This is a genomic window from Pimelobacter simplex (genome assembly GCF_024662235.1).
Taxonomy (GTDB): Bacteria; Actinomycetota; Actinomycetes; order Propionibacteriales; family Nocardioidaceae; genus Nocardioides.
Map to the genome: position 1 here is coordinate 909,956 of NZ_CP096276.1, position 25,793 is coordinate 935,748.

Genomic DNA, 25,793 nt, shown 5'->3' on the forward strand with positions numbered 1-25,793 from the left:
CGAGACCTTCGGGTCGAGGCGAGGCGGCCCCTCACGGGGACGCCGGCCGCGCGAGCCGGGTGACGAGGCTCGTGGGATCTGTGCAGCCGGGTGATCGACCGGGAGCGTCACCAGTACCGGTCACCTTGAAGGGCCCTTGTGACTCATACTCACGAGGGCCCTTCGCCTTTTTCGCCTCCGCCCGCGGACCGTCCGGGCGCCGGGCACACTGGCCCCATGGAGCAGCCCGACCGTCCGCCGCTCGCCGTCCGGCTCGACCTGTCCCCGCACCCCGAGGGCGGGTGGTACCGCCGGACCTGGGCCTCGCCGGTCACCGTGACCCTGCCCGACGGACGGGTCCGGCCGACGGCCACGCTCATCTACTTCCTGCTGCCGGCGGGGGAGAGCTCGGCCTGGCACCGGGTCTCCTCCGACGAGATCTGGCTGGCGCACACCGGGACGGTGACCGTCGAGCTCGGCGGCGACGGTGCGGCACCCGACGCGGCCGGCGCGACCCGGCTGTCGATCGGGGGTACGACGGCGCAGGGACTCGTCCCGGCCGGCGTCTGGCAGCGCACGCTGGTCGCCGAGGCCGACGCGCTGGTCAGCTGCCTGGTCTCGCCGGGCTTCGACTTCGCCGACTTCGAGCTCGCGTGAGCGGTTCGTCCACAGGCGCCGGTGACCCGTTGCGGTTCCGTCGGACCCGGGTGGTTGAGTGACGTCCGTGGAGCCCACGACCGCCCAGCCGACCTACCGCTTCGCGCCCGCCCCGCCGGCGGCCGCGGTGCCGGTGCTCGACGCCTACCAGCGTCAGGTGGTCGATCACCCGGGCGGCCCGCTGCTGGTGCTCGCGGGCCCGGGCACGGGCAAGACGACCACGCTGGTCGAGGCGATCGTCGAGCGCATCGAGGGGCGCGGCGCGCGGCCCGACCAAGTGCTGGCGCTGACCTTCTCGCGCAAGGCCGCCGACCAGCTGCGCGACCGGGTCACCGCGCGGCTGGGCCGCACGACCGGCACCCAGCTGAGCTCGACCTTCCACTCCTTCGCCTACGCGCTGGTCCGGCGCTACGCCCCGGCCGGTCTCTACGAGGCGCCGCTGCGGCTGCTGTCCGCGCCCGAGCAGGACGTCGTGCTCCGCGAGCTGCTCGCCGACCACCCCGAGTCGGTGCGCTGGCCCGAGCGGTTCCGGCAGGCGATGGCGACCCGCGGTTTCGCGCGCGAGGTCCACGCCGTGCTCGGCCGCGCCCGGGAAAAGGGGCTCGACGGCGAGGCCCTGCGCCAGCTCGGCGAGACCGAGGGCATCGACGAGTACGTCGCCGCGGGGCTCTTCCTCGAGCAGTACCTCGACTCGCTCGACTCCCTCGGTGCCACCGACTACGCCGACCTCATCCGGCGGGCCTGCATCGAGGCCGAGGACCACCGCGACGAGCTGCGCGAGGAGTTCCGGCACGTCTTCGTCGACGAGTACCAGGACACCGACCCCGGTCAGGTCGCCCTGCTCCGTGCGCTCGCCGGCGACGGCCTCGACCTGGTCGCGGTGGGCGATCCGCACCAGTCGATCTACGGCTTCCGCGGGGCCGAGGTGCGCGGCATCCTCGAGTTCCCCACCGAGTTCCCCCAGGCCGACGGCTCGCCGGCCGATGTGGTCGCGCTGCGGACCGTGCGCAGGTTCGGCCCGGGCATCCTCGCCCCGGCCCAGCGGGTCGCGGGGCGGATCGGCCTGCGCGGCACGCTGCCGGCCCAGGCCCGCGAGCAGTTCCTGGCGCCCCAGGCCGAGAGCGCCGTTCGCGGCCAGGTCCAGGTCCGCACCTTCGACACCGAGCGGGCCGAGGCCGAGCACCTCGCCGACCTGCTGCGCCGCGCCCACCTCGAGGACGGTGTCCCCTGGGACGAGATGGCCGTGCTGGTGCGCTCGGGGCGGGCGAGCATCGCGCCGCTGCGCCGGGCGCTCGGCGCGGCCGGCGTACCGGTCGAGGTGGCGCGCGACGAGGTGCCGCTGGTCCGCGACCCCGCGGTGATGCCGCTGCTCGACGCGCTCCGCGCCGTGGTCAACCTCGACAACGACGATCCCGAACACGTCGAGCACGTCGATGCCGCCCGGGCCGAGGCGCTGCTCACCGGCCCGCTCGGCGGTCTCGACGCCGGTGATGTCCGGCGGCTGGCCCGGCTGCTGCGCCACCGCGAGAAGGACCACTGCCAAGAGTCCGGCGGGACGCCGCGCAGCTCGCGCGAGCTGGTCCGCCTCGCCGTCGTCGACCCGACCCTGCTGGCCGGCATCGACGCTCCCGAGATCGAGCGGGCGCGGGCGCTGGCCGCGCTGCTCGGTCAGGCCCGGGCCGACCTCGAGGCGGGCGCGAGCGCCGAGGACCTGCTCTGGACGCTGTGGTCCGGCACCAGCTGGCCCCACCGGCTGCGCCGCTCGGTCGAGTCCGGTGGCGGCGCCGCGCGCCGCGCGCACCGCGACCTCGACTCGATCTGCGCGCTCTTCGACGTCGCGGTCCGGGCGGGGGAGCGGCGCGAGCACCTCGCCGTCGCCCCCTTCCTCGAGGGCCTGGTCCAGCAGGAGATCCCGGCCGACACCCTCGCCGACCGCGGCGGGCGGGGCGCGGCCGTCCGGCTGCTCACCGCCCACCGCAGCAAGGGCCTGGAGTGGCGCCTCGTCGTGGCCGCCCACGTCCAGGCCGAGGGCTGGCCCGACCTGCGCCGGCGCTCGACCCTGCTCCAGGCCGACCGGATCGGCCCGTCCTCGGCCGGCGGCCTGGTCGGCTCGGTGGTGCCGCCGCTGACCGCACGCGAGCTGCTGATGGAGGAGCGCCGGCTGTTCTACGTCGCGTGCACCCGCGCGCGCGAGCGCCTGGTGGTGACCGCCGTCCGGTCCAGCGACGACGAGGGCGAGCAGCCCTCGCGCTTCCTCGACGAGCTCGGCTCCACCGTCGAGCACGTCGTCGGCCGGCCCCCGCGGCCGCTCTCGCTCGACGGGCTCGTGGCCGAGCTGCGCCGTACGGTCGCCGACCCCCGCTCCGACCCCGGCCTGCGCGATGCCGCCGCCCGGCGCCTGGCCCGGCTCGCCCGCGAGCGGGTGGGCCGGCGCGCAGCGGTCCCGGCCGCCGATCCGGCGACCTGGTGGGGCACCCGCGCCGCCAGCCGCTCGCCCGCCCCGATCCGCGACGAGGACCGCCCGGTCCCGGTCTCGGCGAGCATGCTCGACGCCCTGGCCGTCTGCCCGACCCAGTGGTTCCTCACCCGCGAGGCCGGCGGCATCGGCCGCGCCCACCAGTCGGCCAACCTCGGCGAGCTCGTCCACGCGCTCGCCGAGCGGGTCGCCTCCGGTGACGCCCCGCCCGACCCCGATGCGCTGATGGCCTACGTCGACGAGGTCTGGGACCGGCTCGACTTCCGCACCCCGTGGTCCAAGCAGCGCGAGCACGACCGGGTCCGCGCGGCGCTCGAGCGCTTCGTCGACTGGCACGAGGCCAATCCCCGCGCGCTCGTCGGCCGCGAGGAACGGTTCTCGACGGTGGTCGAGGTCGACGGCGAGCAGGTCCAGGTGACCGGCTACGCCGACCGCGTCGAGCTCGACGCCGACGGCCGGGTGGTCGTGGTCGACCTCAAGACCGGGCGTACCAAGCCGTCCGACACCTCGGTGCGCACCCACGTCCAGCTCGCGCTCTACCAGTACGCGGTCGACCACGGCGCGCTCGACGTCGAGCCCGACGAGGCGCCCTACCGGGCCGGCGGCGCCGAGCTGGTCCAGCTCGGGCTGCTCGACGGCGGTGAGCGCGCCACGGTCCAGCCCCAGGCGGTCCACGCCGAGGACGGTCCCGAGCGCGACGAGCTGCGCTCCCGGCTGGCCCATGCGGCCCACCTGATCCGCGAGGAGCACTTCCCGGCGGTGTCCGGCCAGCAGTGCCGGACCTGCTCCTTCCTGTCCCTGTGTCCGGCCAAGAGCGCGGGAGCGGTGGTGGCCCAGTGAGCACGACGACGATCCCCATGACGATCGCCACGCCTGCCGACCTCCAGCGGGCGATGCAGGCGAAGTTCCCACCCAGCGACGAGCAGTGGGCGGCGATCAGCGCGCCGCTGCGCCCGGCGGTGGTCATCGCCGGCGCCGGGTCCGGCAAGACCACGCTGATGGCGGCCCGGGTGGTCTACCTGGTGCTGACCGGCCAGGTGCGGCCCGAGGAGGTCCTCGGCCTCACCTTCACCACCAAGGCCGCGGCCGAGCTGCGCCAGCGGATCCGCACCGCCCTGCGCGACGCCGGCGCCCTCGACCTCACCCCCGCGCCCGGAGCGGGCGACGACGAGGCCGACGAGGTCCTCGAGCCGACGGTGGCCACCTACAACGCCTACGCCTCCGGTCTGCTCACCGACCACGGTCTGCGGATCGGCCACGAGCCCGACACCCGGGTGATCACCGACGCCGCCCGCTACCAGCTCGGAGCCCGGGCGGTCGACCGGTTCACCGGCGAGATCTCGCTGCTGACCGATCACCCCGAGACCGCGATCCAGAACCTCCTCGCGCTCGACTCCGCGATGAGCGAGCACCTGGTCGGCCCCGACGACGTGCTCGGCCACGACGCGGCGGCCCGGCGCGGCTTCGAGCGTGCCCGCGACGAGGAGCTCGCCGGCAAGGCCCGCAAGACCTACGTCGACGCGATCGACAAGGCGATCTCCGCGATCGACCGCCGGGCCGAGCTGCTCCAGCTCGTGGCGTCCTACCGGGGGCTCAAGCGCGACCTGGGCCTGATGGACTTCTCCGACCAGATCGAGCTCGGCGCCCGGCTGGCGGCCGAGCGCCCCGAGGTCGGCGAGATCGAGCGCGGCCGGTTCAAGGTGGTGCTGCTCGACGAGTACCAGGACACCTCGGTCGCCCAGGCGATCATGCTGTCCCGGCTGTTCTCCGCGCCCGAGCCGGGCCACGGGCTGGGCCACGCGGTGACCGCGGTCGGCGACCCCAACCAGGCGATCTACGGCTGGCGCGGGGCGTCGGTGGCCAACATCCTCAACTTCGCCGAGACCTTCCCGGCGGCCGACGGCACACCGACGACCTACGCGCTGACCGTCAACCGGCGCTCCGACCGGCGGATCCTCGACGTGGCCAGCCACCTGGCCGAGCCGCTCTACGACGCGCTCGAGACCCGCGGCGCGGGCGTCGCCCGGCTGCGGGCGCCCGAGGGGGCGGTCGACGGCACCGTCGAAGCCCACACGTTCGAGACCCAGCGTGACGAGCTGGCCTGGCTGGCGGCCGCGGTCCGCGCGGCCCACGGCGGCGATCCCGGCGACTGGGCCGGCATCGGCGTGCTGACCCGCGACAACGCCCACGCCGAGCTGGTCTTCGACGCGCTGACCGCGGCCGGCGTACCGGTCGAGATCGTCGGTCTCTCCGGCCTGCTCCGGCTACCCGAGATCGCCGAGATCGTCGCGGTGCTGCGGCTGCTCCACGACGTCACCGACAACGCCGCCCTGCTGACCCTGCTCGCCGGACCGCGCTGGGCGATCGGCCCCCGCGACCTGCGCCTGCTCGGCCAGCGGGCCGGCGAGCTGGCCGGCCGACGCGGACGCTCGGCCGACGTCGTCACCGTCTCCGAGCAGCTCGTGGCGATCGCCGACGGCATCGACCCGGCCGAGGTGCCGTGCCTCGACGACGCCCTGGCCGACCCCGGCGAGGGCGACTTCTCCACCGAGGCGCGCGAGCGGTTCTCGCTGCTGCGCGACGAGCTGCGGCTCCTGCGCGTAGCCGTCGGCGAGCCGCTGCTCGACCTGGTCCGGCGGATCATCGACGTCACCGGCGTCGACGTCGAGCTCGCCTCGGCGGTGAGCCCGGCCGCTGCCGCCCGGCGCGACAACCTCGACCTGTTCGTCAAGGCGGTCGCCGACTTCCAGGCCGTCGACGGCGACGTGACGCTGCCCGCCCTCCTGGCCTACCTCACCGCCGAGGACGACCAGGGCAACGGCCTCGACATCGCCACCCCGACCGAGGCCGACTCGGTCAAGCTCCTCACCGTGCACCGCTCCAAGGGGCTCGAGTGGGCTACGGTCTTCTGCGTCGGCGTCTGCGAGTCGCGGTTCCCGTCGGCCCAGGGGCGCACGCTGTGGGTGTCCTCGCCCGCGGTGCTGCCCGCCGCGCTGCGCGGCGACGCGGCCGACCTGCCCCAGCTCGAGGGCTACGACAAGGCCGCGCTCGACGACTACCGGCGCCGGTCCAAGGCCCACGAGGCCGACGAGGAGCTGCGCCTGGGCTATGTCGCCTTCACCCGCGCCGCCCACCGGCTCGCCGTGAGCTCGTTCCAGTGGGGCCCGCGCAAGACGCCCTACGGTCCCTCCGCCTACCAGGAGGCCGTCCGCGAGGTGCTCACCTCCTGGGACCTCGCCCCCGAGCCGTGGCTGACCCGGCCCGACAAGGGCGCGGCCAACCCCTACGACGCCGAGGACCCGGCCCGGCCCTGGCCGGTCGACGGCACCGGCGACGAGGCCCGGCTGCGACTGGCCGCCGCGGCGCTGGTCGGCGCGACCGACCCCGACGGTGCCGATCCCGAGCTCGACATCGTCACCGCGGCCCAGGTCGCCGACTGGGACGCCGAGATCGAGCAGCTCCTCACCGAGGCGCGACTGGCCTCGGGCGCGGGGGCCGAGGTCGTCGTACCGATGCCGGGGGCGTTGTCGGCCACCGCCCTCAGCCGCCTGCGCGACGATCCCCAGGCGTTCGCCCGCGAGCTGGTCCGCCCGATGCCGCGACCCCCGGCCCCGGCCGCCCGGTTCGGTACCCGCTTCCACGCCTGGGTCGAGGCCCGCTTCGGCCAGCAGGGCCTGTTCGACCCCGACGAGCTCTCCGGCCGGGCCGACGCCGGGATCGACGACGAGGCCGACCTCAAGGAGCTCGTCGCCGCCTTCGAGGACGGTCCGTTCGGCAGCCGGGTGCCCTACGCCGTCGAGGCGCCCTTCTCCCTGGTCCTCCAGGGCGCCGAGGGACGCCGCCAGGTGATCCGCGGCCGGATCGACGCCGTCTACGCCGAGCCCGACGGCTCCTTCCTCGTCGTCGACTGGAAGACGAGCGCCCGCCAGGAGGCCGACCCCCTCCAGCTCGCGCTCTACCGGCTCGCCTGGGCCGAGCTCCGGGGGCTGCCGCCCGAGCGGGTCCGCGCCGGCTTCTACTACGTACGCCGCGGCGAGCTCGTCGTGCACGACGAGCTCGCGGGCCGCGAGGAGGTCCTGGCCCTCCTGGAGTGAGGTGGCGAGCCGGCGGGCGCTGGCGGGCGCCGGTGCGAGCCGGTCAATCGGTCAGTCGGTCAGGCCCGGACCACCCGGATCTGCGGCGGCTGGGCGAGTGTGCGGCCCACGACGCAGTAGCGCTCGGTGGCGGTCGCCAGCCGGGCGAGCGTGGCGTCGTCGGCGTCGGTGTCGACGCTCAGGGTGAGCACGATGTCCTGGACGCCGACCGGTGCCTCCCGGTCGATGCCGAGGGTGCCGCGGGCGTCCCACCAGGCGTCGGCGCGGAGCGTGGCGGAGCGGAGGTCCACGCTCATCGCGGTCGCGACGGCGCGCAGGGTGACCCCGGCGCAGGCGAGCACGGCCTGGAGCAGGAGGTCGGCCGAGCAGGCGTCCGTACCGTCACCGCCGGTGGCGGGGTGCAGGCCGGCGCGGACGGGTCCGGCGAAGCCGTCGATGGTCGCGGTGACGTCCGGCGCGCGGTAGTCGCCGGTGGCCGTCGTCGCGGTCCGAGCAGTGCCCGGATCACTGCGGTAGCGCTCCTTGAGCGGCGCCTGGGCGGCGCGGAGGGTGGTCGCGTCCATGTCTCACGGTAGCCCTAGGCTCGGTGGTGTGACGTTCCCGCACGTGACCCTGGTCCAGGACCCGCACGACCGGCTCGGGCTGCTGCGCACCGACGACGCGTGGCTCGCGGAGCGGTGGGCCGATCCGGCCAGCCGGGTGCTGGTGATCGCCGGGACGCGCGTCCGGCCGGGACCGGACGGACTCGTGTGGGTACCGGCGGCCGAGGCACCCGAGGGCGTACGCCTGCTGCTGGGCGAGCGCGACGGCGCGACCTGGTGGGGCGTGATCGTCCCGGGCGAGGTCGCGAAGGAAGAGCCGGAGCGCTGGCTGCCCCTGCGCGGTCTGCTGCCGTTCCTCGCCGGCGAAGCGGTCCGCCAGGCCCCGCTGGTGTTCCACGCGCTCGGCCTGGCCGAGTGGCACTGGGTCCACCGCTTCTGCCCGCGCTGCGGCGGCACCCTGGTCCCGCGCGCGGCCGGCCACGAGCTGGTGTGCGCCGACTGCGCCAAGCCCCAGTTCCCCCGCTCGGACCCGGCCGTGATCATGCTCATCGCCGCCGGCGAACCGGGCAGCCCCGACGAGCGCTGCCTCCTCGGCCGGCACCCGGCCTGGCCGGCCGGCCGCTACTCCACGCTCGCCGGCTTCTGCGAGCCGGGGGAGAGCCTCGAGGACGCCGTGCGCCGCGAGGTGCACGAGGAGACCGGCGTCCACGTCGGCGACGTGACCTACTTCGGCAACCAGCCCTGGCCGCTGCCCTCGAGCCTCATGCTCGGGTTCCACGGCCGGGCGACCAGCGAGAGCATCGTCCTCGACGACGCCGACGTCGAGGACGCCCAGTGGCTCACCCGCGAGGACATGCGCCGGCGCGCCGAGGACGGCTCGCTCGTCCTCCCCGGCGGCGTCTCGATCAGCCGCTCGCTCGTCGAGGACTGGTACGGCGGCGCTCTGCCCGGCAGCTGGTAGCCGGCAGCTGCCGGCTGGTCCTGGCCCGGCTGGTCCTGGGCCGGCCTGAGCTCAGGCGCTGAGCTCGGCGAGCTCGGTCAGCTTGGCCTTGACCTGGATGACGCTCGGGTTGGTCTGCGCGCTGCCGTCGGAGTACACCAGCGTCGGCACCGTCTGGTTGCCGTTGTTGGCCTTCTCGACGATGGCCGCGGCCTCGGGCTGCTGCTCGATGTCGACGATGTCGTACGTGATCCCCTCGCGGTCGAGCTGGCCCTTGAGCCGCACGCAGTAGCCGCACCACGGGGTGGTGTACATCGTGAACGTCATCGCGGATCGCCTTCTGGGTCGGGGGTGGGCCGGGGCAGCTCGGTGTTGCTGCGCCCACTCAACCATGGTGGCGGTCGCGTTGTTCCCGCCCGCCGGCCCGCCCGGAGCCCGGGCGGCTCGGGACCGGATCCGGGACACCTGCCCTGTCCGCCGGGACGCGCGGCCCGTGAGGGTCACGGGTACCGGCGCCGACCACGGGGCGCCGTTCCGTCCCGACCTGTCTCCAGAGGAGCTCTCCCGATGTCCCGTCCCCGGAAGGTCGCGCTGCTCTCCGCGACCACCGCCCTCGCCGCCGCCTCGCTGCTGTGCGTCCCACCGCCCGCCCCTGCGGCCCCAACGGCCCCAACGGCCGAGACCGCCGCCCCCAGTGCGGCCGCGGTCGGCGGCTCGATCGTCTACATCCGCGCCTCCAACGTCTGGCTGACCCGTCCCGACGGCACCGGCCAGCGCCAGGTGACCCGCGACGGCACCGCGGCATCGCCGTACGAGCACCCGACCATGGCCGACGACGGCGTCATCGCGGTGATGAAGGGCGAGACGATCGTCCGGATGCGCCAGGACGGCGTGGTGCTCAACCGGATCACGCCGGAGGACCTGTTCGTCCCCGACTCCGGGACGGTCACGATCAGCCCGATCCAGGGCGCGGAGATCTCGCCGGACGGCACCAAGATCGCCTACAGCCAGCTCCGCCTCGAGCGGTACGGCGGCGCGGGCGGCTACCTGGAGGCCGAGGCGGTGACGAGCTTCACCGACGCGACCCGGTGGTCGGGGCCCGACAAGTACGGGATCGTGCTCGGCTACCAGCCGGGGTGGGTGAGCAACAGCCGGGTCGCGCTCTACCGCAACGGCGACGTCCACCTCGCCGACCTGGGGCAGACGGCGCAGCCCTGGTTCCGCTCGCCCGACATCTTCGACAGCTTCGTCGAGCTGCTGGAGCCGGAGGTGTCCCGTGACGGCAAGCGGGTGCTGTTCGGGGTCGAGGGGGCCGGCTTCGCGATGAAGACGACCGTGGGCGACCCGCGCAGCGGGAGCCGGACGCCGGCCAAGCCGACCGCGAACCCGGAGTGCTACGTCACGCCCGACCCCGGCCGGCCCTCGCCGGTGGACGCGGCGTTCGGGCCGGACAGCGACTCGGCCGTCTACAGCGAGGGCGGCGAGCTGTGGGTCGTGCTCGGGCTGGCCGCGTGCTCGGCCGAGGGGACGACGGTGACCCGGATCGCCACCGCCGGCACCGAGCCCGACTGGTCGCCGGCGCCGCTGTCGGCTCCGCCGGCGGCCGCCCACGCGTTCGCGCTGACCAAGGCGCCGGTGGTGAGCGGCAAGGCCAAGGCCGGCAAGAGGCTCCGGGCGACGAGCGGCATCTGGTCCCCGGCACCGTCCGGGGTGAGCTACGCCTGGCTCCGCAACGGCCGGGTGGTGCCCGGCCGTACCGGCGCCACGTACGCCGTCACGCGGGCTGACCGGGGCAAGCGGATCCAGGTCCGGGTGACCGTGCGGCGCACCGGCTACGCCACCCGTACGGCGCTCTCCGGCGCGGTGACCGTGCGTCGCTGACCGCTCATCCACAGGCCCCGACGGCGGGTCCGGTTCTGTCGGCCCCGCCGTCTAGGGTCGGTGCCATGTCCGAGTCCATCGAACGCCTGCTCTCCGCGCTCGACCCCGAGCAGCGCAAGGTCGCCGAGACCCTGCGCGGTCCGGTGCGGGTGCTGGCGGGCGCGGGCACGGGCAAGACGCGGGCGATCACCCACCGGATCGCGCACGGCGTCCAGTCCGGGGTCTACGCGCCGACCGAGGTGCTGGCGGTGACCTTCACGACGCGCGCGGCGGGCGAGCTGCGCCAGCGGCTGCGGGCGCTCGGCGCGCCCGGGGTGCAGGCGCGGACCTTCCACAGCGCGGCGCTGCGCCAGCTGCGCTACTTCTGGCCCCACGTGCACGGCACCGAGCTGCCGGTGCTGACCGAGTCCAAGATCCCGATGCTCGCCGCGGCCTGCCGCACGCTCGGCATCCGCGCCGAGCAGGCGCTGCTGCGCGACCTCGCCTCCGAGGTCGAGTGGGCCAAGGTGAGCAATGTCGGCGCCGACGACTACCCCCGGCTCGCGCCGGCCAAGGGCCGCTCGGTCGGCGACCAGACGCCCGAGGCGGTCGGGCGGGTGATGGCCGCCTACGAGCAGGTCAAGCGCGACCAGGGGCGGATGGACATGGAGGACGTGCTCCTCCTCACCGCGGGCGTCCTGGCCAGCGACGAGCGGGTCGCGGCCCAGGTGCGCCGCCAGTACAAGTGGTTCGTCGTCGACGAGTTCCAAGACGTCTCGCCGCTGCAGTCGGCGCTGCTCGACCTGTGGCTGGGCGGGCGCGACGAGCTGTGCGTGGTGGGCGACCCGGCCCAGACGATCTACTCCTTCGCGGGCGCCGACGCGACCTACCTCAAGGACTTCCCGCAGCGCTATCCCGGCACCACCTCGATCGAGCTGGTCCGCAACTACCGCTCCTCGCCCCAGGTGGTCGCGGCCGCCAACACCCTCCTGGCCGGTACGCCGAGCGCCGGGGTCGAGCTGCGCTCCCAGCAGGCGGCGGGCTCGGCGGTGCGCTACGTCGGCGAGCCCGACGAGGTCGCCGAGGCGCGGGGGGTGGCCGACCGGGTCGCCAAGCTCCAGCGGGCCGGCACGCCCTACGGCGAGATGGCGGTGCTCTTCCGGATCAACGCGCAGTCCGAGACCTTCGAGGACGCGCTCACCGACCGCGGCATCCCCTACGTCGTGCGCGGCGCGGCGCGCTTCTTCGACCGCCGCGAGGTCCGCGAGGCGGTCACCCGGCTGCGCGGCGCCGCGCGCTCGGGCGAGGCCGACGACCTGCCGTGGCTCGAGGTGGTCAAGGCGGTCCTGTCCGGCATGGGCTGGACGGCCGAGCCCCCGACCAACCGCGGCCAGGTCCGCGATCGCTGGGAGTCCCTCCAGGCGCTGGCCGACCAGGCCGGTGCCTTCGCCGAGGAGCGCGGCATCGAGTCCTCGGTGGCGGCCTTCGTCGACGAGCTCGACCGCCGCGCCACCGAGCAGCACGCGCCGACCGCCGACGGCGTGACGCTGGCGACCTTCCACGCCGCCAAGGGCCTGGAGTGGGACGCCGTCTTCTGCTGCGGCGTCCAGGACGGCACCGTCCCCATCGTCTACGCCGAGCAGGGGGGAGCCCGCCCCGACGCGGTCGAGGAGGAGCGCCGGCTGCTCTACGTCGGTATGACCCGCGCCCGGCGCGAGCTGATGGTGTCGTGGTCGGCCGCGCGCAACCCGGGCCAGGCCCCGCGACGCCAGCCCTCGCGCTTCCTGGTGCCGATGCTGCCGGCCAGCCAGCAGCCCCAGCCGGCCCGCGGGCGGACCAAGGTCGCGCGCTGCCGTGAGTGCCTCCAGCCGCTCACCTCGGCCGCGGAGAAGAAGCGCGGCCGCTGCGCCCACCACCCGGTCCGCTACGACGAGGGCCTGTTCGAGCGGCTCAAGGCCTGGCGCCTCGAGACCGCGCGCGAGGCGGGTGAGGACGGCAAGCCGCTCCCGGCGTACGTCGTGTTCACCGACGCCACGCTCGAGCTGATCGCCGAGCACAAGCCCGGTTCGATGGCGGCGCTCGCCAAGGTCAACGGGGTCGGTCCCAACAAGATCGAGCGCTATGGCGAGGCGGTCCTCGCACTTGTTTCAGAAAAACCTTGAAAAACCCCGATAAATGATTTGCACGGCCCGAAGACGGGCCGTTACGGTCATCAGACACAACCGCTGCGCACCACAGCCCTGGCACGGCTGGCGCCCAACTGGCACCGAAGGAGGTGGCACCCATGGAGAACTTCGTGATGATCCCGGCAATGACGTCCGCTTGGCAGCGTCCGCTGTCCCCGTCCGCGTTCCTCGGCTGCGCCACCTCTGCCCTCCCGACCTTCGAGGTCCAGGGCATTGCCGCGCGTGCGATCGCTCCGAATGCCGCTTTTGCGCCGTTCGCGACCCTCGCCGCCGCCGTGGCCCTGGATGCCGTCAAGCGGGAGCGCGCACACGCCGGCATGGGACGCCGCGGCACGACGACCGCCTACGTCCCGGGTTCACTCGCCTGGAGTCCACCGATCTGAGATAGCACTCAGCTCGGCACCCTCCAGGCCGCGGAACCCGAATCACCGGGATCCGCGGCCTTCGTACTTCTCCGACCGAGAACCGCGAAGGCGCAGATCCCGCAAGGAATCGACCAACGCGATCAGGTCTGAGTAGAGGAGGTGAAAGCAGAAATGACGACCAGTGTTCTCGAGCCGACGCTGGACGAGCTGCTGCCGTGCCGGCTGAACGATGCCGAGCTGTGGTTCGCCGAGTCCCCGTCGGATGTCGAGGCCGCCAAGGCGCTGTGCGTGGACTGCCCGGTCCAGGCGATGTGCCTCGCCGGCGCGCTGGAGCGGCGCGAGCCGTGGGGCGTCTGGGGCGGCGAGCTGTTCCTGGCCGGCGTGGTGATCCCGCGCAAGCGGCCCCGGGGCCGGCCGCGCAAGGACGCCGCCGCGTAGGCCACGCCGACGCAGCAACTCATCAACGCAGTACCACCGAAGAGCTTTCTCATACCTCCAGAACGGAAATCATCATGAACAACCTCCTCAACGAAGAGATGGCGCGGGCGCAGATGTCCATGCGCCTGGGAGAGGCGCAGCAGCTGCGCGCGGCCAGTCGGATGGCCCGTGCGCGTCGCTTGAGCCGCAAGGCCGAGCGTGCAGCGCAGCAGGCTCGTCTCGCCCTCGCTCGCGCTCTCTGAGTCCGTACCGCGGGGGCTCCCGCACCACGGACAAGCGAGACCGGAATTCTTCGGGACCTCCCTCGAAGGGCACCTGATCGCGGGTGAACAGGAAGGGCCGGTTCGACCGATCGTCGAACCGGCCCTTCCGGCTTTTTGAGCAGCGCCGGCGGGTCGCTCCGGCGCCACTAGGCTGGCGCCGTGACGCTGCACTGCGACTTCTGCGGGCGCCGGGCGGACGGCGACGTCCCGCCGTTGACCTGGTCCACGTCGGTCGAGCGGGGGCGGGTCCGGCACTACTGCGACGAGTGCTCGCGGGCGAACCTGCGCTCGATGGAGGCCAAGCTCGACAGCGAGTGGTGGTAGCCGCCGCTCAGGGCAGCTCGAGGAAGCCGTCCCAGGAGCAGCCGCAGCCGGGGTGGCGGCCCCACGGGGTCCGCACCGGTACGCCGTGCGGGCCGAGGTCGACGGTCGCCGACCAGGTGGTGGGCTCCTCGCCGTCGGCGTAGCGCAGGAGGTCCTGCACGGCCCAGGCGAGCGCGAGCCGGTCGAGCACCGGGTCGCGAGGCGCCGGCTGGGCGGCGCCGCGGGCGGCGGCCTGGGCCAGGAGCAGCGCGCGGCGGGGATCGGTCACCGACGCGTGGGCGTCGACGCAGCGCAGGCAGGCGGTGCGGCCCGGGTCGACGAACGGGCCGACCTGCATCCCGGTGGCGTCCCCGGCGACGACCAGGTGCGGGACCGAGCCGCGCACGAGCGGGTCGAGGCGCTCGCGGGGGAGCGGACCGGGGTGCAGGACCAGGTGCACCGCGCCGGGGTCGTCGGCGGTGGGGGTGGTGGCGAGCCCGGCCTCGGCGAGCAGGCCGGTGAGCAGGTCGGTGAGGGGGCCGGGGGCGGCACGCACGGCGATCCGGGCGGCGGCGCGCGCCTCGTGGCGGCGTACGGCATCGGGGCCGAACTGGGCGAGCAGCGGACCCAGCCCGGGTGGGAGCGGCCACGGGGGAGCGGGATGGACCAGTCCGGCCTCGCGGAGCCGGGCCAGGGCGGTCGCGGCGGACTCGCTCAGCGGCGCGTCAGCCGGGTGCCCGGTGGGCCGGCCGAGCGCGCTCAGCAGCCGCCGGACGGCGGGATCGTCGGGGACCGACGCCCGCGGCGGGTCGAGTCCCACCTGGAGGACGCCCGGTGCGCGGTGGAGCACCGGCGTACCGGGGCGCAGCACCAGGGCGGCCGCCGACGGCGACGCGGTGGTCCCGGCAGCGATCGGCATGCGGGCAGCGTGCCACGGGCGGGCGGGGGCGCGCGGCGCTCATCCACAGGCCCGGCTGGAAAAACGCGCCACGGGCGGCTCCACCGAGGTGGAGCCGCCCGTGACAATCGGCTGAGTGCCTGAGGTTCAGGCCTTGCCGAGGATGCGGTTGAGGTTCGTGCCGCACTCGGGGCAGACGGCCTTGGCCATCCGGGTCCCCTTCTCGTTGACCTTGACCTCGCCCTCGGCCTCGCGCTTGGCCTTGCACTTCACGCAGTAGAACTCGCCGCTCCAGGTCTCCGCCATGACGGCCTCCTTGCTTTTTGTTCGTTCGGTCGTCGCGACGGGGGACATTGGGGGAAGCCCGTCGGGGTTCGGAGCCGCACTCCGAACCTCCCCGACCCTACGGCACAGCCCCACGGAGTCGCAGTACCGTGCCCCGCATGTCTGATTCCGCCGTGAAATCGCCCACGCCCCCCGTGCTGACCCACCTGCGCCTCGAGCGGCCCTCGGCGGGGGTCGCGCTGCTGGTCCTGGACCTGCCGGAGATGCGCAACGCGATGAGCGACGAGATGACCGCCTCCTGGGTCGCGGCGGTCGACCACCTGGCCGCGGACCCCACCGTGCGGGCCGTCGTGGTCACCGGGGAGGGCAAGGGGTTCTGCTCCGGCGGCAACCTGAGCTGGCTGGCCTCGGAGCCCGACGCGACGGTGGACGACCTGCGCACCCGGATGCTGCCGTTCTACCGCGCGTGGCTCTCGATCCGCCGCCTGGAGGTGCCCACGATCGCCGCGATCAACGGCGCCGCGATCGGTGCGGGGCTGTGCCTGGCCCTGGCCTGCGACCTCCGGTACGCCGCGCGCGGCGCCAAGATGGGCGTGCCGTTCACCCGGCTGGGGATCCACCCGGGCATGGCGGGCACCTACCTGCTGCCCGAGGTGGTGGGCCCGGCCGCGGCGCGCGACCTGTTCCTGACCGGGCGGCTGGTCGATGCCGACGAGGCGCTGGGCCTGGGCCTGGTCTCGCGGGTGCTGGAGCCCTCGGCCTTCCTCGACGAGGTGCTGGCGACCGCGGCGGACATCGCCGCCGCCGCGCCGATCGCGACCCGGCTGACCAAGGGCGCGCTCCAGCGCGGGCACGCCGACCTGGAGGCGGCGCTGGCCTGGGAGGCGCTCGCGCAGCCGGTGACGCTGGCCACGGCGGACCTGCAGGAGGGGATCCGGGCCGCGCAGGAGAAGCGCCCGGCGCGCTTCGAGGGGAGATAGCGAGAGACCCCCGGGTCCGCATCTGCCCCTCGCTTGCCTTCCCCTTGCGAGCGAGGTGCTGCGGCCCCAGGGGCCTCTTCTGGGCATGACGCTAGGGATCCCCGGCGGCGCGGTCAATCCGGGAGTCCGACAGCCTGTGGACAGGCTTGTGGAGAACTCTGTGGATGAGCGGCCGGGGCCGTGGATGGAGCGGGCCGGAACGGTGTACGGCCTGTGGACGGGGTGCGCCGGTGGTGGACGCCGGGGGCGGCGTACGGTCGGATGACCAGCGGGGATGGTGCCCACCGGCTCCTCCACCGCCTGTGGACAAACATTTCTGCGAGGACGGGAGACCCGTGACCGAGGAGCAGTACGACGGCACGCCGGTGGCGGCGCTGCGCCGGATCGCCTTCCTGCTGGAGCGCGGGCGCGCGGACAGCTACAAGGTCAAGGCCTACCGCGGCGCGGCCGGCGCGATCCTGGCGCTGCCGCCCGACGAGGTCGGCGCGCGGGCGGCGGCCGGCACGCTCACCGAGCTGCCCGGTGTGGGCGCGAGCACGGCCCGGGTGATCGCCCAGGCGGCCGAGGGGCAGCTGCCCGACAAGCTGGCCGAGGTCGAGGCGCAGTACGGCGGCCCCCAGACCTCCGGCGGCGCCGGTGAGACACTGCGGGCCGCGCTGCGCGGCGACCTGCACTCCCACTCGGACTGGTCCGACGGCGGCTCGCCCATCGAGGAGATGGCGATGACCGCGATGGAGCTCGGCCACGACTACCTCGTGCTCACCGACCACTCGCCGCGGCTCAAGGTCGCCCGCGGGCTCTCCGCGGAGCGGCTGACCCGCCAGCTCGACGTGGTCGCGGCCGTCAACGAGCACCTCGACGGGGCCGGCTTCCGGCTGCTGCGGGGGATCGAGGTCGACATCCTCGACGACGGGCGACTGGACCAGACCGATCAGATGCTGGGGCGCCTCGACGTGCGGGTGGCGAGCGTCCACTCCAAGCTCCAGATGGATGCCGACCAGATGACCAAGCGGATGGTGGCCGCGGTGCGCAACCCGTTCACCAACGTGCTCGGCCACTGCACCGGTCGCCTGGTGACCGGGGCCCGCGGCACCCGGGGCCAGTCCCGCTTCGACGCCCGCGCGGTCTTCGAGGCCTGTGCCGAGGAAGGGGTCGCGGTCGAGATCAACTCCCGGCCCGAGCGGCGCGACCCGCCGACCCGGCTCCTGGAGCTGGCCCGGGACATCGGCTGCGTGTTCTCGATCGACAGCGACGCGCACGCGCCGGGTCAGCTCGACTACCCGGTCCTGGGCTGCGAGCGGGCCGAGGCGGCCGGCATCGAGGCCGACCGGATCGTCAACACCTGGCCGGTCGAGCGGCTGCTCGACTGGGCGCGCCCCGGAGCGGACTGACAGGTCCAGACAATTCGCGGGGGCCGGTTCGCGCCGAGGTCCCACCGCGGGGGCGTCCGGCGCCGTAGGGTCGCCGCATGGGCACTCCTCGGGTGGAGGTACGGCGGTCGGGCCGCCGGCGGCGGACCGTGTCCGCCTACCGTGACGGCGAGAAGATCGTCGTGCTCGTCCCCGACAACCTCACCGGCACCGAGGAGCGTGCCTGGGTCTCCAAGATGGTCGCCCGGGTCGAGCGCCGCGAACGACGCAGCGCCGCGCCGCGCCGGTGGAGCGACGACGCGCTGACCACCCGCGCCCAGGAGCTCAGCGACGCCTACCTCGGCGGCCTGGCGGTGCCGGAGTCGGTGCGCTGGGTCGGCAACCAGCGCGCGCGCTGGGGCTCGTGCACGCCCCGGGACCGCTCGATCCGGCTCTCCGAGCGTTTGCAGCGGATGCCGGAGTGGGTGATCGACTACGTGCTCGTCCACGAGCTCGCCCACCTCATCGAGCCGCACCACGACGAGAAGTTCTGGGGCTGGGTCGCGCACTACCCGGCCGCGGAGAAGGCCAAGGGCTACCTGGCCGGCTGGTCCGACGCCGCCCGGATCGACCGGCCGCCCTCGGAGCAGGTCGTGCCCGGCGAGGACGTCGACTAGCTCAGCGCCGCGCGGGCGCGGGCGCGGGCGATGAGCGTGTGCATGGCCGGCTCGAGCTCGGGCAGGTCGCCGATCGGCCACCAGCGCACGGCGAGGGACTCGTCGCTGACCACGGCCGTGGCGTCCGGGGGAGCCGCGGCGACGTAGCGCACGTCGAGGTGGCGTACCTCCCCGCGATCGCCGCAGAAGGGCACCGTGTGCAGGTCGAGCTGGACCGGCTCGGGGTGGAAGGTGAGCGCGGTCAGGCCGCTCTCCTCGTGCGCCTCGCGGCGGGCGACGTCGGCGAGGGTGGCGTCGCCGTCCTCGCAGTGCCCGCCGAAGTGGAACCAGCGCCCGGCCTTGCGGTGCAGGTTGAGCAGCACCCGGTCGCCGGTGGCGTCGATGACGAGGGTGCCCGCCGTGATGTGGTCCGGGTACGACGAGCGCCACATCCCGTCGGGAGCCGACTCCAGGTGGGTGACGTAGCGCCGGCGCAGGGCCTCCTCGACGGCATCGGGCGCGCGCCAGCCGCGGAGCACGGCCAGCGCGTCGTCGTGCAGCGTCACCCGGCGTCGGGCGCGCCGGGCGCCTCGGGGGAGTCGGGCGCCTCGGGGGAGTCGGGGCCGTCGAGCAGCTTGCGCAGCTCGGCGTCGAACTCGTCCTCGCTCAGCGTCTCGGGCTGGGTCGCCTCGGCCCGGAACGACAGCGGGTCGTCGAGGTCGGCGGCGGTGGGGAGCAGGTCGGGGTGCATCCAGACGCCGTCGCGGGCCTCCTGGCCCGAGCGGCTGCGCAGCCCGCCCCACAGCGTGGAGGCGTCGCGGAGCCGGCGCGGGCGCAGCTCGAGGCCGACCAGCGCGGCGAAGGTCTGCTCGGCGGGGCCGCCGGCGGCGCGGCGGCGGCGGACCGCCTCGCGCAGCTTGGTGGCGGCCGGCATCCGCTCGTGGGTCGCCATGCCGACGACCTCGTCGACCCAGCCCTCGACCAGCGCGAGCGCGATCTCGAGGCGGGAGAGCGCGGCGGTCTGGGCCGGCGTCTGCGGCGGGTCGAAGAGTCCGCCCTCGAGCAGGCTCTGCATAGCCTCGGGGTTGCTGGGGTCGATGCCGCGCAGCTGCTCCTGGACCCGGTCCTGGATCTGCTGGGCGTTGATCTCGAGACCCTGGGCGTAGTCGGTGACCGCACCGATCAGGTGCTCGCGCAGCCACGGCACGTGGGCGAAGAGCCGCTGGTGGGCGGCCTCGCGCAGCGCGAGGTAGAGGATGACGTCGTCCTCGGTGACGTCGAGGCCCTCGGCGAAGGCGCGCACGTTGGCCATCACCAGGGCGGCCTTGCCGGGCGCGCCCAGGGGCAGCCCGATGTCGGAGGCGGACAGCACCTCGCCGGCCAGCGCGCCGAGGCCCTGGCCGATCTGCATCGCCATCATCCCGCCGACGGCCTGGCCGATGATGCCGACGAGCGGACCGGCCGCGGCCTTCATCTCCTCGGGCAGCCCCCCGGCCAGCCCGGTCACCGAGCGCGCGGCGACGGGCTCGACGAGGACCTTCCAGACCGGCTGGGTCTCGACGAGCCACTCGGCGCGGCTCCAGGCGGCGGTCGTGGTGACGCCGGAGGGGAAGCCGGTCGCGGTGTCGAGCCAGTGGTCGGCGAGCTGGACGGCGTCCGAGACCCGGTCCCGGTCGCGCTGGGTCGTGGACGGGTCGGGCTCCTGGGCCGCGGTCTGGCGCGCGATGTCGTTGGCGGCGTTCCAGTTGAGCGGGCCGTCGTGCGGCTGCATCAGGGACTGGAGCTGCTGGAAGAACGCCATGCCGCCGGCCCCACCGGCACCGCCGGCGCCGGGGAAGGCGCCCCCGAGGGCGCCGAAGATCTGCTCGAACGGCGTGCCCTTGAACGGGTTCGGCTGGTCGTCGCCCGGGTTGTCGGTCATGGTCCGAATCTACGCCGGATCGCCAACCGGCGGTGTAGGGGAGACCCCTGGCCGGACCCCGGACCTGCCCCGGTCGCGACCGGCCGGAGTCCTAGAGTGCAGCCATGACCAACCCCGCGGTGCGCCTCGTCGCGATCTCCGACCAGCCGCTGTCGGTGAGCGAGGTCCTCGACAGCCTCGACGACCCGGCCGCGGGCGGGCTCGTGCTCTTCGTCGGACGGGTCCGCGACCACGACCAGGGCCACGGCGTGACCGGCCTGTCGTACTCCGCGCACCCCTCGGCCCTCGACCGGCTGCGCGAGGTCTGCGACCGCGTCGCCGCCGAGCACGACGTCACCGCGCTCGCCGCCGTGCACCGGGTCGGCGACCTCGACATCGGCGACCTCGCCGTCGTCGTCGCCACCACGGCCGGGCACCGGGGCTCCTCGTTCGAGGCGAGCCGGGCGCTCATCGACACCCTCAAGGCCGAGGTGCCGATCTGGAAGCACCAGCGCTTCACCGACGGCAGCGACGAGTGGGTCGGCAGCCCCTGACGGGCGTGTCCTGACCGCCGGGCGTGGAGCACCGACCTAGGCTCGTGGAGTGGAGATCCTGTTCTGGCTGCTGCCGGCCGCCGCGCTCACCGTCGCCTCGATGGCGTGGGTGGCGTGGTGGGGCCGTGAGGGCCGGGGCGAGGTCGACCGCGAGACCGCGGCCCGGCGGATGGGCGAGGCGCTCGCCCGTGAGCAGCGCGTCCGTCCCGGCTACGCCGCGCCGCGCCGGGAGGCCGAGCGGGCCACCGGCATCGCGCTGCGCACCTCGCGCCGCCGTCCCGTCGTGATCCAGGGCGAGACCCCGGCCGCGCCGGTGGCCCAGGCGGCCGAGCAGCCGGGCGTGCAGCCGGACGAGCAGTCCCGCCGCGACGACGCCGCCGGAACCGACCGGCGCGCCTCCTGACACCACCGCGGGACACCATTGGCGGCGTCTGACAAGGTAGGCGCCATGAGCCAGCGCCTGATCGCCGTGTGCATCGCGGCCCCGTTGGTGCTGATCCTCGGCGGCATCGCGGCCTCCGTGCCGCTGCCCTACGCCTCCTACAGCCCGGGTCCGACGTTCAACGTCCTCGGCAAGGACGGCGACAACGCCGAGGTGATCCAGGTCGACGGGCACAAGGCGTACTACGACAAGGGCCAGATCCGGTTCACCACCGTGGTGGCCTCGGCCAACGGCGACAAGCTCTCGCTCGGCGAGGCGCTCAGCCGCTGGGTCGACCCCGACAAGGCGGTCGTGCCCTACGACGTCGTCCACCCCAAGGACCAGTCGGCCGCGCAGGAGAAGGCCGAGGGCGCGGTCCAGATGACGACCTCGCAGGACGTCGCCAAGGCGGTCGCCCTCAACGAGCTCGGGTACGACGTACCCGAGGCGATCCAGGTCGCCCTGGTCGTCGACAAGGGTGCCGCCGAGGGCAAGCTGCTCCTGCGCGACATCATCAAGGAGGTCGACGGCGAGCCGGTCACCAGCAGCGAGCAGGTCGTCAAGGCCGTGCGCAAGCACGACGACGGCTCGCTCGTCGAGCTGCGGATCGTGCGCGACAAGCGCGAGCTGACCGTGCGGATCAAGCCGAAGATCGAGGACGGCCAGCCCAAGATCGGCGTCTCGCTGGGCGTGGGCTACGAGTTCCCGTTCCAGATCAACCTGCGCGTCGACCCGACGGTCGGCGGGCCCAGCGCCGGACTGATGTTCTCGCTGGCCATCTACGACACGCTCACCCCGGGCTCGCTCACCGGTGGTGCGACCGTCGCCGGCACCGGCGAGCTCGCGCCCGACGGCCAGGTCGGCCCGATCGGCGGGATCCAGCAGAAGATCGCCGGTGCCCAGGCGGCCGGCGCGAAGCTGTTCTTCGTCCCCAAGGACAACTGCTCGGACGTCCAGGGGCTCGACCCCGACCTGAGGCTGGTCAAGGCGACCACCATGACCGAGGCGCGCAAGGCCCTCGAGACCTGGGTCGGCGACCACGACGCCCCGCTGCCGCACTGCTGACCCCGAACGAGCGGACCACCGACATGGACTACGACCTGGACGTCGACCCGGCGCTGGCGGCTGCCGTCCTCGAGATCGAGAAGCACCAGGCGCACGTGGGCTGGGACCAGCCCGCGCGCCTCTACGCGCTCGTCGACACCGGCCGCCTGGTCGCCCAGGAGCCCGTGCTCGCGGCCCAGCTCGGTCTCGACACCCCGGCCGAGCAGGGCTCGTTGACGCCGATCGAGCAGGACGAGCTCCCGCTCGGGCAGCAGCTCGAGGAGGTGCTCCCGGGCATCGTGTGGCCCGGCGTCGTGGGCGGCTGTGCGGCCGTCGTCGAGCGCCTGGTGCTGCCCCCGGCCGCTGACGGCCAGGTGCCCGAGGACCCGACCGCGGCGCGCGCGTTCGCACGCGAGCACCCGGACGCCGAAGAGGTGCGCATCGTCGCCGGGGTGACCCGGCACGGCGCCGCCTACTGCGCACTGCGGATGCGCAGCGAGGACCACGACAGCGCCGTGATGGGCGGGACCGACCTGGTACCCGGCCTGATCGAGCTGCTGCGCAACACACTGCTGGACGACGCGGAGGGCGAGCCCCAATGAGTGAACTGTTCGACGAGGAGCCCGAGCGCCCCGCGCCCGAGCGACCCGGCCGCCGTACCCGGGCGCTGGTGATCACCGGCGTCATCCTGGTGCTCGGCTTCTTCCTCCTCAGCGCCTTCGCGGGCATCTACACCGACCGGTTGTGGTACTCCGAGGTCGGCTACGGCCAGGTCTTCAGCACCATGCTGTGGACCCGGGTCGGCCTGTTCGTGGCGTTCGGCGTCCTGATGGGCGGCGTGGTCGCGCTCAACATGTACCTGGCCTACCGCAGCCGCCCGATCTTCGGGCTGCCCGGCAACGACGGCGTCGACCGCTACCGCGACGCGGTCACCCCGATCCGTACCTGGCTGCTCGCCGGCGTCGCGATCGTCGTCGGCATCTTCGCCGGCACCTCGGCGATCGGCCAGTGGCGCACCTTCATGCTGTGGCGCGAGGGGGAGTCCTTCGGCAAGCAGGACCCGTACTTCAAGAAGGACATCTCCTTCTACGTCTTCGACCTGCCGTGGATCAACTTCGTCATCGACTTCGTGATGGCCGTGGCCATCGTGGCGCTGATCGCGACCGCCGTCGTCCACTACCTGTACGGCGGCATCCGGCTCCAGTCCCAGCACGACCGGCTCACGCCGGCCGCCCAGGTGCAGCTCTCGGTGCTGCTCGGCGTCTTCGTGCTGGCCAAGGCCGTCGACTACTACTTCGGCCGCTACGACCTGGTCACCGACGATCATCGGCTCTTCACCGGCATGAACTACACCGGCGAGAACGCCTTGCTCCCGGCACGCAACATCCTCGTCGGCGTCGCGCTCATCTGTGCCGTGCTGTTCTTCCTCAACATCTGGCGCAAGACCTGGCAGCTGCCCTCGGTCGGCCTGGCGCTGCTCGCGCTCTCGGCCGTGCTGCTCGGCATGATCTGGCCCGCCATCGTGCAGAACTTCCAGGTCAAGCCGTCCGAGGCCGACAAGGAGAACTCCTACATCAAGGCCAACATCGACGCCACGCGCGAGGCCTACGGGCTCAGTGACGTCGCGACCGAGGAGTTCCCCGGCGCTGCCTCGGGCACCGTCACCGCCGAGGTCGCCCAGAAGGTCTGGGGTCAGCTCACCGACGCACCGGTCGTCGACCCGCAGCAGGTGCGTGACACCTTCCAGCAGCGCCAGCAGATCCGGTCCTACTACTCGGTGCCCAAGGTGCTGGACGTCGACCACTACAAGATCAACGGCAAGAGCGAGCCGCTCGTCCTCGGCGTGCGTGAGCTCGACCAGTCCGGGATCAACACCTCCGATCAGAACTGGTCCAACCTGCACACCGTCTACACCCACGGTGAGGGCCTGATCGCGGCCTACGCCAACAAGATCGCGACCAGCGACGAGGTCAACGGCCGGATCGTGTGGGCTGAAGGCATCGGCAGCGGCACCAGCGGACGTACGGATCTCACCGACGCCGGCAAGTTCGAGACCCGCGTCTACTACGGCGAGCTCAGCCCGTCGTACTCGATCGTCGGCAAGGCGGGCAAGAACGACGGCAGTGTCGAGCTCGGTCTCGCCGATGCAGGGAACTCGCCGGACGTGCAGCGCACGACCTACGACGGCAAGGGCGGCGTCGGGATCGGCAGCACCTTCAACCAGCTGATGTACGCGATCAAGTTCGGTGAGCCGAACTTCGTGCTCTCCGGGCGCGTCAACGGCAACTCCAAGGTGCTCTACAACCGTACGCCCACCGAGCGGGTCGAGAAGGTCGCGCCCTGGCTCACCGTCGACGGTGACCCCTACCCGGCCGTGGTCGACGGCAAGATCGTGTGGATCATCGATGGCTACACGACCACCGACCGGTACCCGAACTCCCAGCGCGAGTCGTTCGCCGCGATGATCGACGACTCGCTCCAGCAGCAGACCGGGTTGCAGACCATCCCGACCGACGAGATCAACTACATGCGCTCGGCGGTCAAGGCCACGGTGGACGCCTACGACGGCACCGTGACGCTCTACCAGTGGGACGAGACCGACCCGATCCTCAAGACGTGGATGAAGGTCTTCCCCGACGCGGTCAAGCCCAAGAGCGCGATCGGTGGGGAGTTGCTGGCGCACATCCGCTATCCGGAGGACCTTTTCAAGGTCCAGCGCTACCAGCTCGCGCGCTACCACGTGACCAACGCCGGCGATTTCTACCAGGGCAACAACCGCTGGCAGGTGCCTGAGGACCCGAACGCGACACGCGGGGTGTTCCAGCCGCCGTACCGACTGTTCGCCACCGGCGCCGCCGACAGCGTGGACAGTGACTGGTCGCTCACCTCGGTGTTCGTGCCCTACCGCAAGGGCACCTTGGCGTCGTACCTGCAGGTGAACTCGGACGCGACGAAGACCGACAGCTTCGGCAAGCTGCGGCTGCTCGAGATGGCCGACCAGAACTCGCCGGGACCGGGACAGGTCGTCAACGAGATGAAGCAGGATCCCAAGGTCACCTCGACGTTGAAGGACCTCAACGTGCAGAAGGACACGCCACCGCGCTACGGCAACCTGTTGACGCTGCCGGTCGACGGCGGGCTCATCTACGTCGAGCCGATCTACGTCGTGCGGACCGCGGGATCGTCGAGCTACCCGATCCTGCAGTACGTGATCGTCAAGTACGGCGAGAACGTCGGCATCGGCGAGACCCTGCCCTTGGCGCTCGGCGATGCGCTCGGCGTCGACGTCCAGACGGGCGAGCAGAAGCCGGACAAGCCGGGCACCCCGGGCGAGCCGGGCACACCGGCCGAGCCTGTCGGCTCGATCGAGGAGCAGATCGCCGACGCGCTCCGCAAGGCCGACGACGCGTTCCGGGCGGCCGAGGAGGCGCAGCGCGCCAACGACACGGCGACCTGGGCGGAGAAGCTCAAGGTCGCGCAGGACGAGGTCGAGAAGGCGGTCAAGCTGGCCGACCAGCGCGACAAGAAGTAACGACGAACACCCCGAACGGGCCCTCCGGCGACTGGTTGCCGGAGGGCCCGTCGTCGTACGGGATCATGGCG

The 25,793-nt window shown here is 73.4% G+C and carries 24 protein-coding genes; 18 read left to right on the plus strand and 6 right to left on the minus strand.

Translation table 11 applies throughout. From position 1 onward, the window contains the following. Positions 1-216 precede the first annotated feature (216 nt). The 3 genes from M0M48_RS04325 to M0M48_RS04335 all read left to right on the plus strand — a co-directional run bounded on the left by M0M48_RS04325 (position 217) and on the right by M0M48_RS04335 (position 7,206). A complete protein-coding gene (locus M0M48_RS04325) occupies positions 217-636 on the plus strand; it encodes a cupin domain-containing protein (RefSeq protein ID WP_215815537.1) in 420 nt (139 codons plus the stop codon). Between the two features lie 67 nt (positions 637-703). After that, positions 704-3,952, plus strand: coding sequence for an ATP-dependent helicase (locus M0M48_RS04330; protein WP_257750195.1), 3,249 nt, complete (start codon positions 704-706; stop codon positions 3,950-3,952). A gap of 17 nt (positions 3,953-3,969) precedes the next feature. Then, on the plus strand, positions 3,970-7,206 hold the full coding sequence (locus M0M48_RS04335; RefSeq protein ID WP_257750196.1) for an ATP-dependent DNA helicase: 3,237 nt from the start codon (positions 3,970-3,972) through the stop codon (positions 7,204-7,206). 59 nt (positions 7,207-7,265) lie between these two features. Here the strand turns inward: M0M48_RS04335 and M0M48_RS04340 are convergent, their stop codons facing one another. Further along, entirely contained in the window at positions 7,266-7,769 is a 504-nt protein-coding gene (locus tag M0M48_RS04340) for an OsmC family protein (protein ID WP_257750197.1), read from the minus strand. A gap of 28 nt (positions 7,770-7,797) precedes the next feature. On the opposite strand from M0M48_RS04340, the gene nudC reads away from it, so the two are divergent. Next, positions 7,798-8,709, plus strand: a complete 912-nt coding sequence (gene nudC, locus M0M48_RS04345) for an NAD(+) diphosphatase (RefSeq protein ID WP_257750198.1) — start codon at positions 7,798-7,800, stop codon at positions 8,707-8,709. 51 nt (positions 8,710-8,760) lie between these two features. On the opposite strand, the gene M0M48_RS04350 is transcribed toward nudC, so the two are convergent. Beyond that, a complete protein-coding gene (locus tag M0M48_RS04350) occupies positions 8,761-9,015 on the minus strand; it encodes a mycoredoxin (RefSeq protein WP_215815532.1) in 255 nt (84 codons plus the stop codon). Between the two features lie 240 nt (positions 9,016-9,255). Here M0M48_RS04350 and M0M48_RS04355 point away from each other — a divergent pair, with 240 nt between their 5' ends. The 6 genes from M0M48_RS04355 to M0M48_RS04380 all read left to right on the plus strand — a co-directional run bounded on the left by M0M48_RS04355 (position 9,256) and on the right by M0M48_RS04380 (position 14,124). Further along, the gene (locus M0M48_RS04355; protein ID WP_257750199.1) at positions 9,256-10,569 is read left to right on the plus strand and encodes a hypothetical protein; all 1,314 of its coding nucleotides are present in this window, start codon (positions 9,256-9,258) and stop codon (positions 10,567-10,569) included. Between the two features lie 65 nt (positions 10,570-10,634). Beyond that, positions 10,635-12,710: an ATP-dependent helicase gene (locus tag M0M48_RS04360; protein ID WP_257750200.1), complete on the plus strand. Its 2,076-nt coding sequence runs from the start codon at positions 10,635-10,637 to the stop codon at positions 12,708-12,710. 122 nt (positions 12,711-12,832) lie between these two features. Further along, a complete protein-coding gene (locus M0M48_RS04365; RefSeq protein ID WP_215815529.1) occupies positions 12,833-13,117 on the plus strand; it encodes a hypothetical protein in 285 nt (94 codons plus the stop codon). A 153-nt stretch (positions 13,118-13,270) separates the two neighbouring features. Further along, complete coding sequence (locus M0M48_RS04370) at positions 13,271-13,537, plus strand: WhiB family transcriptional regulator (RefSeq protein WP_052138409.1); 267 nt, start codon at positions 13,271-13,273, stop codon at positions 13,535-13,537. A 74-nt stretch (positions 13,538-13,611) separates the two neighbouring features. After that, positions 13,612-13,779, plus strand: a complete 168-nt coding sequence (locus tag M0M48_RS04375; RefSeq protein ID WP_215815528.1) for a hypothetical protein — start codon at positions 13,612-13,614, stop codon at positions 13,777-13,779. 180 nt (positions 13,780-13,959) lie between these two features. After that, the gene (locus M0M48_RS04380) at positions 13,960-14,124 is read left to right on the plus strand and encodes a hypothetical protein (RefSeq protein WP_215815678.1); all 165 of its coding nucleotides are present in this window, start codon (positions 13,960-13,962) and stop codon (positions 14,122-14,124) included. A gap of 7 nt (positions 14,125-14,131) precedes the next feature. Here M0M48_RS04380 and M0M48_RS04385 read toward each other — a convergent pair whose 3' ends face one another. Continuing rightward, positions 14,132-15,022, minus strand: a complete 891-nt coding sequence (locus M0M48_RS04385) for a hypothetical protein (RefSeq protein ID WP_257750201.1) — start codon at positions 15,020-15,022, stop codon at positions 14,132-14,134. Between the two features lie 126 nt (positions 15,023-15,148). Further along, the gene (locus M0M48_RS04390) at positions 15,149-15,307 is read right to left on the minus strand and encodes a DUF5679 domain-containing protein (RefSeq protein WP_107776774.1); all 159 of its coding nucleotides are present in this window, start codon (positions 15,305-15,307) and stop codon (positions 15,149-15,151) included. Positions 15,308-15,444: 137 nt separating this feature from the next. Here M0M48_RS04390 and M0M48_RS04395 point away from each other — a divergent pair, with 137 nt between their 5' ends. The 3 genes from M0M48_RS04395 to M0M48_RS04405 all read left to right on the plus strand — a co-directional run bounded on the left by M0M48_RS04395 (position 15,445) and on the right by M0M48_RS04405 (position 18,292). Continuing rightward, complete coding sequence (locus tag M0M48_RS04395; protein ID WP_215815526.1) at positions 15,445-16,266, plus strand: enoyl-CoA hydratase/isomerase family protein; 822 nt, start codon at positions 15,445-15,447, stop codon at positions 16,264-16,266. A gap of 335 nt (positions 16,267-16,601) precedes the next feature. Continuing rightward, positions 16,602-17,657 carry a PHP domain-containing protein gene (locus tag M0M48_RS04400; protein ID WP_257750202.1) on the plus strand — a complete coding sequence of 352 codons (1,056 nt, stop codon included), beginning with the start codon at positions 16,602-16,604 and terminating at the stop codon, positions 17,655-17,657. A gap of 77 nt (positions 17,658-17,734) precedes the next feature. Beyond that, a complete protein-coding gene (locus M0M48_RS04405; RefSeq protein WP_215815524.1) occupies positions 17,735-18,292 on the plus strand; it encodes a M48 metallopeptidase family protein in 558 nt (185 codons plus the stop codon). Here the strand turns inward: M0M48_RS04405 and M0M48_RS04410 are convergent. Continuing rightward, on the minus strand, positions 18,289-18,837 hold the full coding sequence (locus M0M48_RS04410; protein ID WP_257750203.1) for an NUDIX hydrolase: 549 nt from the start codon (positions 18,835-18,837) through the stop codon (positions 18,289-18,291). The genes M0M48_RS04405 and M0M48_RS04410 overlap by 4 nt on opposite strands. After that, positions 18,834-20,192 (minus strand): zinc-dependent metalloprotease, encoded by a 1,359-nt coding sequence (locus tag M0M48_RS04415; protein ID WP_257750204.1) that lies wholly within the window; start codon positions 20,190-20,192, stop codon positions 18,834-18,836. Before M0M48_RS04415 ends, M0M48_RS04410 begins: the two co-directional genes overlap by 4 nt. A 104-nt stretch (positions 20,193-20,296) precedes the next feature. Here M0M48_RS04415 and M0M48_RS04420 point away from each other — a divergent pair, with 104 nt between their 5' ends. The 5 genes from M0M48_RS04420 to M0M48_RS04440 are packed head-to-tail and all read left to right on the plus strand — an operon-like array spanning position 20,297 to position 25,722. Beyond that, positions 20,297-20,725 carry a molybdenum cofactor biosynthesis protein MoaE gene (locus M0M48_RS04420; protein WP_215815521.1) on the plus strand — a complete coding sequence of 143 codons (429 nt, stop codon included), beginning with the start codon at positions 20,297-20,299 and terminating at the stop codon, positions 20,723-20,725. Between the two features lie 49 nt (positions 20,726-20,774). Continuing rightward, a complete protein-coding gene (locus M0M48_RS04425; RefSeq protein WP_257750205.1) occupies positions 20,775-21,128 on the plus strand; it encodes a hypothetical protein in 354 nt (117 codons plus the stop codon). 45 nt (positions 21,129-21,173) lie between these two features. Further along, positions 21,174-22,211: a YlbL family protein gene (locus M0M48_RS04430; protein WP_257750206.1), complete on the plus strand. Its 1,038-nt coding sequence runs from the start codon at positions 21,174-21,176 to the stop codon at positions 22,209-22,211. A 23-nt stretch (positions 22,212-22,234) separates the two neighbouring features. Then, positions 22,235-22,792, plus strand: coding sequence for a PPA1309 family protein (locus tag M0M48_RS04435; protein ID WP_257750207.1), 558 nt, complete (start codon positions 22,235-22,237; stop codon positions 22,790-22,792). After that, positions 22,789-25,722 (plus strand): UPF0182 family membrane protein, encoded by a 2,934-nt coding sequence (locus M0M48_RS04440; RefSeq protein ID WP_257750208.1) that lies wholly within the window; start codon positions 22,789-22,791, stop codon positions 25,720-25,722. Before M0M48_RS04435 ends, M0M48_RS04440 begins: the two co-directional genes overlap by 4 nt. The last annotated feature ends 71 nt before the right edge of the window (positions 25,723-25,793 follow it).

What these genes read in the sequence shown, in the direction of transcription:
- M0M48_RS04325 (WP_215815537.1), top strand. Translation starts at nt 217, where the DNA reads ATGGAGCAGCCCGACCGTCCGCCGCTCGCCGTCCGGCTCGACCTGTCC.
- M0M48_RS04335 (WP_257750196.1), top strand. Translation starts at nt 3,970, where the DNA reads ATGACGATCGCCACGCCTGCCGACCTCCAGCGGGCGATGCAGGCGAAG.
- M0M48_RS04340 (WP_257750197.1), bottom strand. Translation starts at nt 7,769, where the DNA reads ATGGACGCGACCACCCTCCGCGCCGCCCAGGCGCCGCTCAAGGAGCGC.
- M0M48_RS04350 (WP_215815532.1), bottom strand. Translation starts at nt 9,015, where the DNA reads ATGACGTTCACGATGTACACCACCCCGTGGTGCGGCTACTGCGTGCGG.
- M0M48_RS04355 (WP_257750199.1), top strand. Translation starts at nt 9,256, where the DNA reads ATGTCCCGTCCCCGGAAGGTCGCGCTGCTCTCCGCGACCACCGCCCTC.
- M0M48_RS04360 (WP_257750200.1), top strand. Translation starts at nt 10,635, where the DNA reads ATGTCCGAGTCCATCGAACGCCTGCTCTCCGCGCTCGACCCCGAGCAG.
- M0M48_RS04365 (WP_215815529.1), top strand. Translation starts at nt 12,833, where the DNA reads ATGGAGAACTTCGTGATGATCCCGGCAATGACGTCCGCTTGGCAGCGT.
- M0M48_RS04370 (WP_052138409.1), top strand. Translation starts at nt 13,271, where the DNA reads ATGACGACCAGTGTTCTCGAGCCGACGCTGGACGAGCTGCTGCCGTGC.
- M0M48_RS04375 (WP_215815528.1), top strand. Translation starts at nt 13,612, where the DNA reads ATGAACAACCTCCTCAACGAAGAGATGGCGCGGGCGCAGATGTCCATG.
- M0M48_RS04385 (WP_257750201.1), bottom strand. Translation starts at nt 15,022, where the DNA reads ATGCCGATCGCTGCCGGGACCACCGCGTCGCCGTCGGCGGCCGCCCTG.
- M0M48_RS04390 (WP_107776774.1), bottom strand. Translation starts at nt 15,307, where the DNA reads ATGGCGGAGACCTGGAGCGGCGAGTTCTACTGCGTGAAGTGCAAGGCC.
- M0M48_RS04395 (WP_215815526.1), top strand. Translation starts at nt 15,445, where the DNA reads ATGTCTGATTCCGCCGTGAAATCGCCCACGCCCCCCGTGCTGACCCAC.
- M0M48_RS04405 (WP_215815524.1), top strand. Translation starts at nt 17,735, where the DNA reads ATGGGCACTCCTCGGGTGGAGGTACGGCGGTCGGGCCGCCGGCGGCGG.
- M0M48_RS04415 (WP_257750204.1), bottom strand. Translation starts at nt 20,192, where the DNA reads ATGACCGACAACCCGGGCGACGACCAGCCGAACCCGTTCAAGGGCACG.
- M0M48_RS04420 (WP_215815521.1), top strand. Translation starts at nt 20,297, where the DNA reads ATGACCAACCCCGCGGTGCGCCTCGTCGCGATCTCCGACCAGCCGCTG.
- M0M48_RS04430 (WP_257750206.1), top strand. Translation starts at nt 21,174, where the DNA reads ATGAGCCAGCGCCTGATCGCCGTGTGCATCGCGGCCCCGTTGGTGCTG.
- M0M48_RS04435 (WP_257750207.1), top strand. Translation starts at nt 22,235, where the DNA reads ATGGACTACGACCTGGACGTCGACCCGGCGCTGGCGGCTGCCGTCCTC.
- M0M48_RS04440 (WP_257750208.1), top strand. Translation starts at nt 22,789, where the DNA reads ATGAGTGAACTGTTCGACGAGGAGCCCGAGCGCCCCGCGCCCGAGCGA.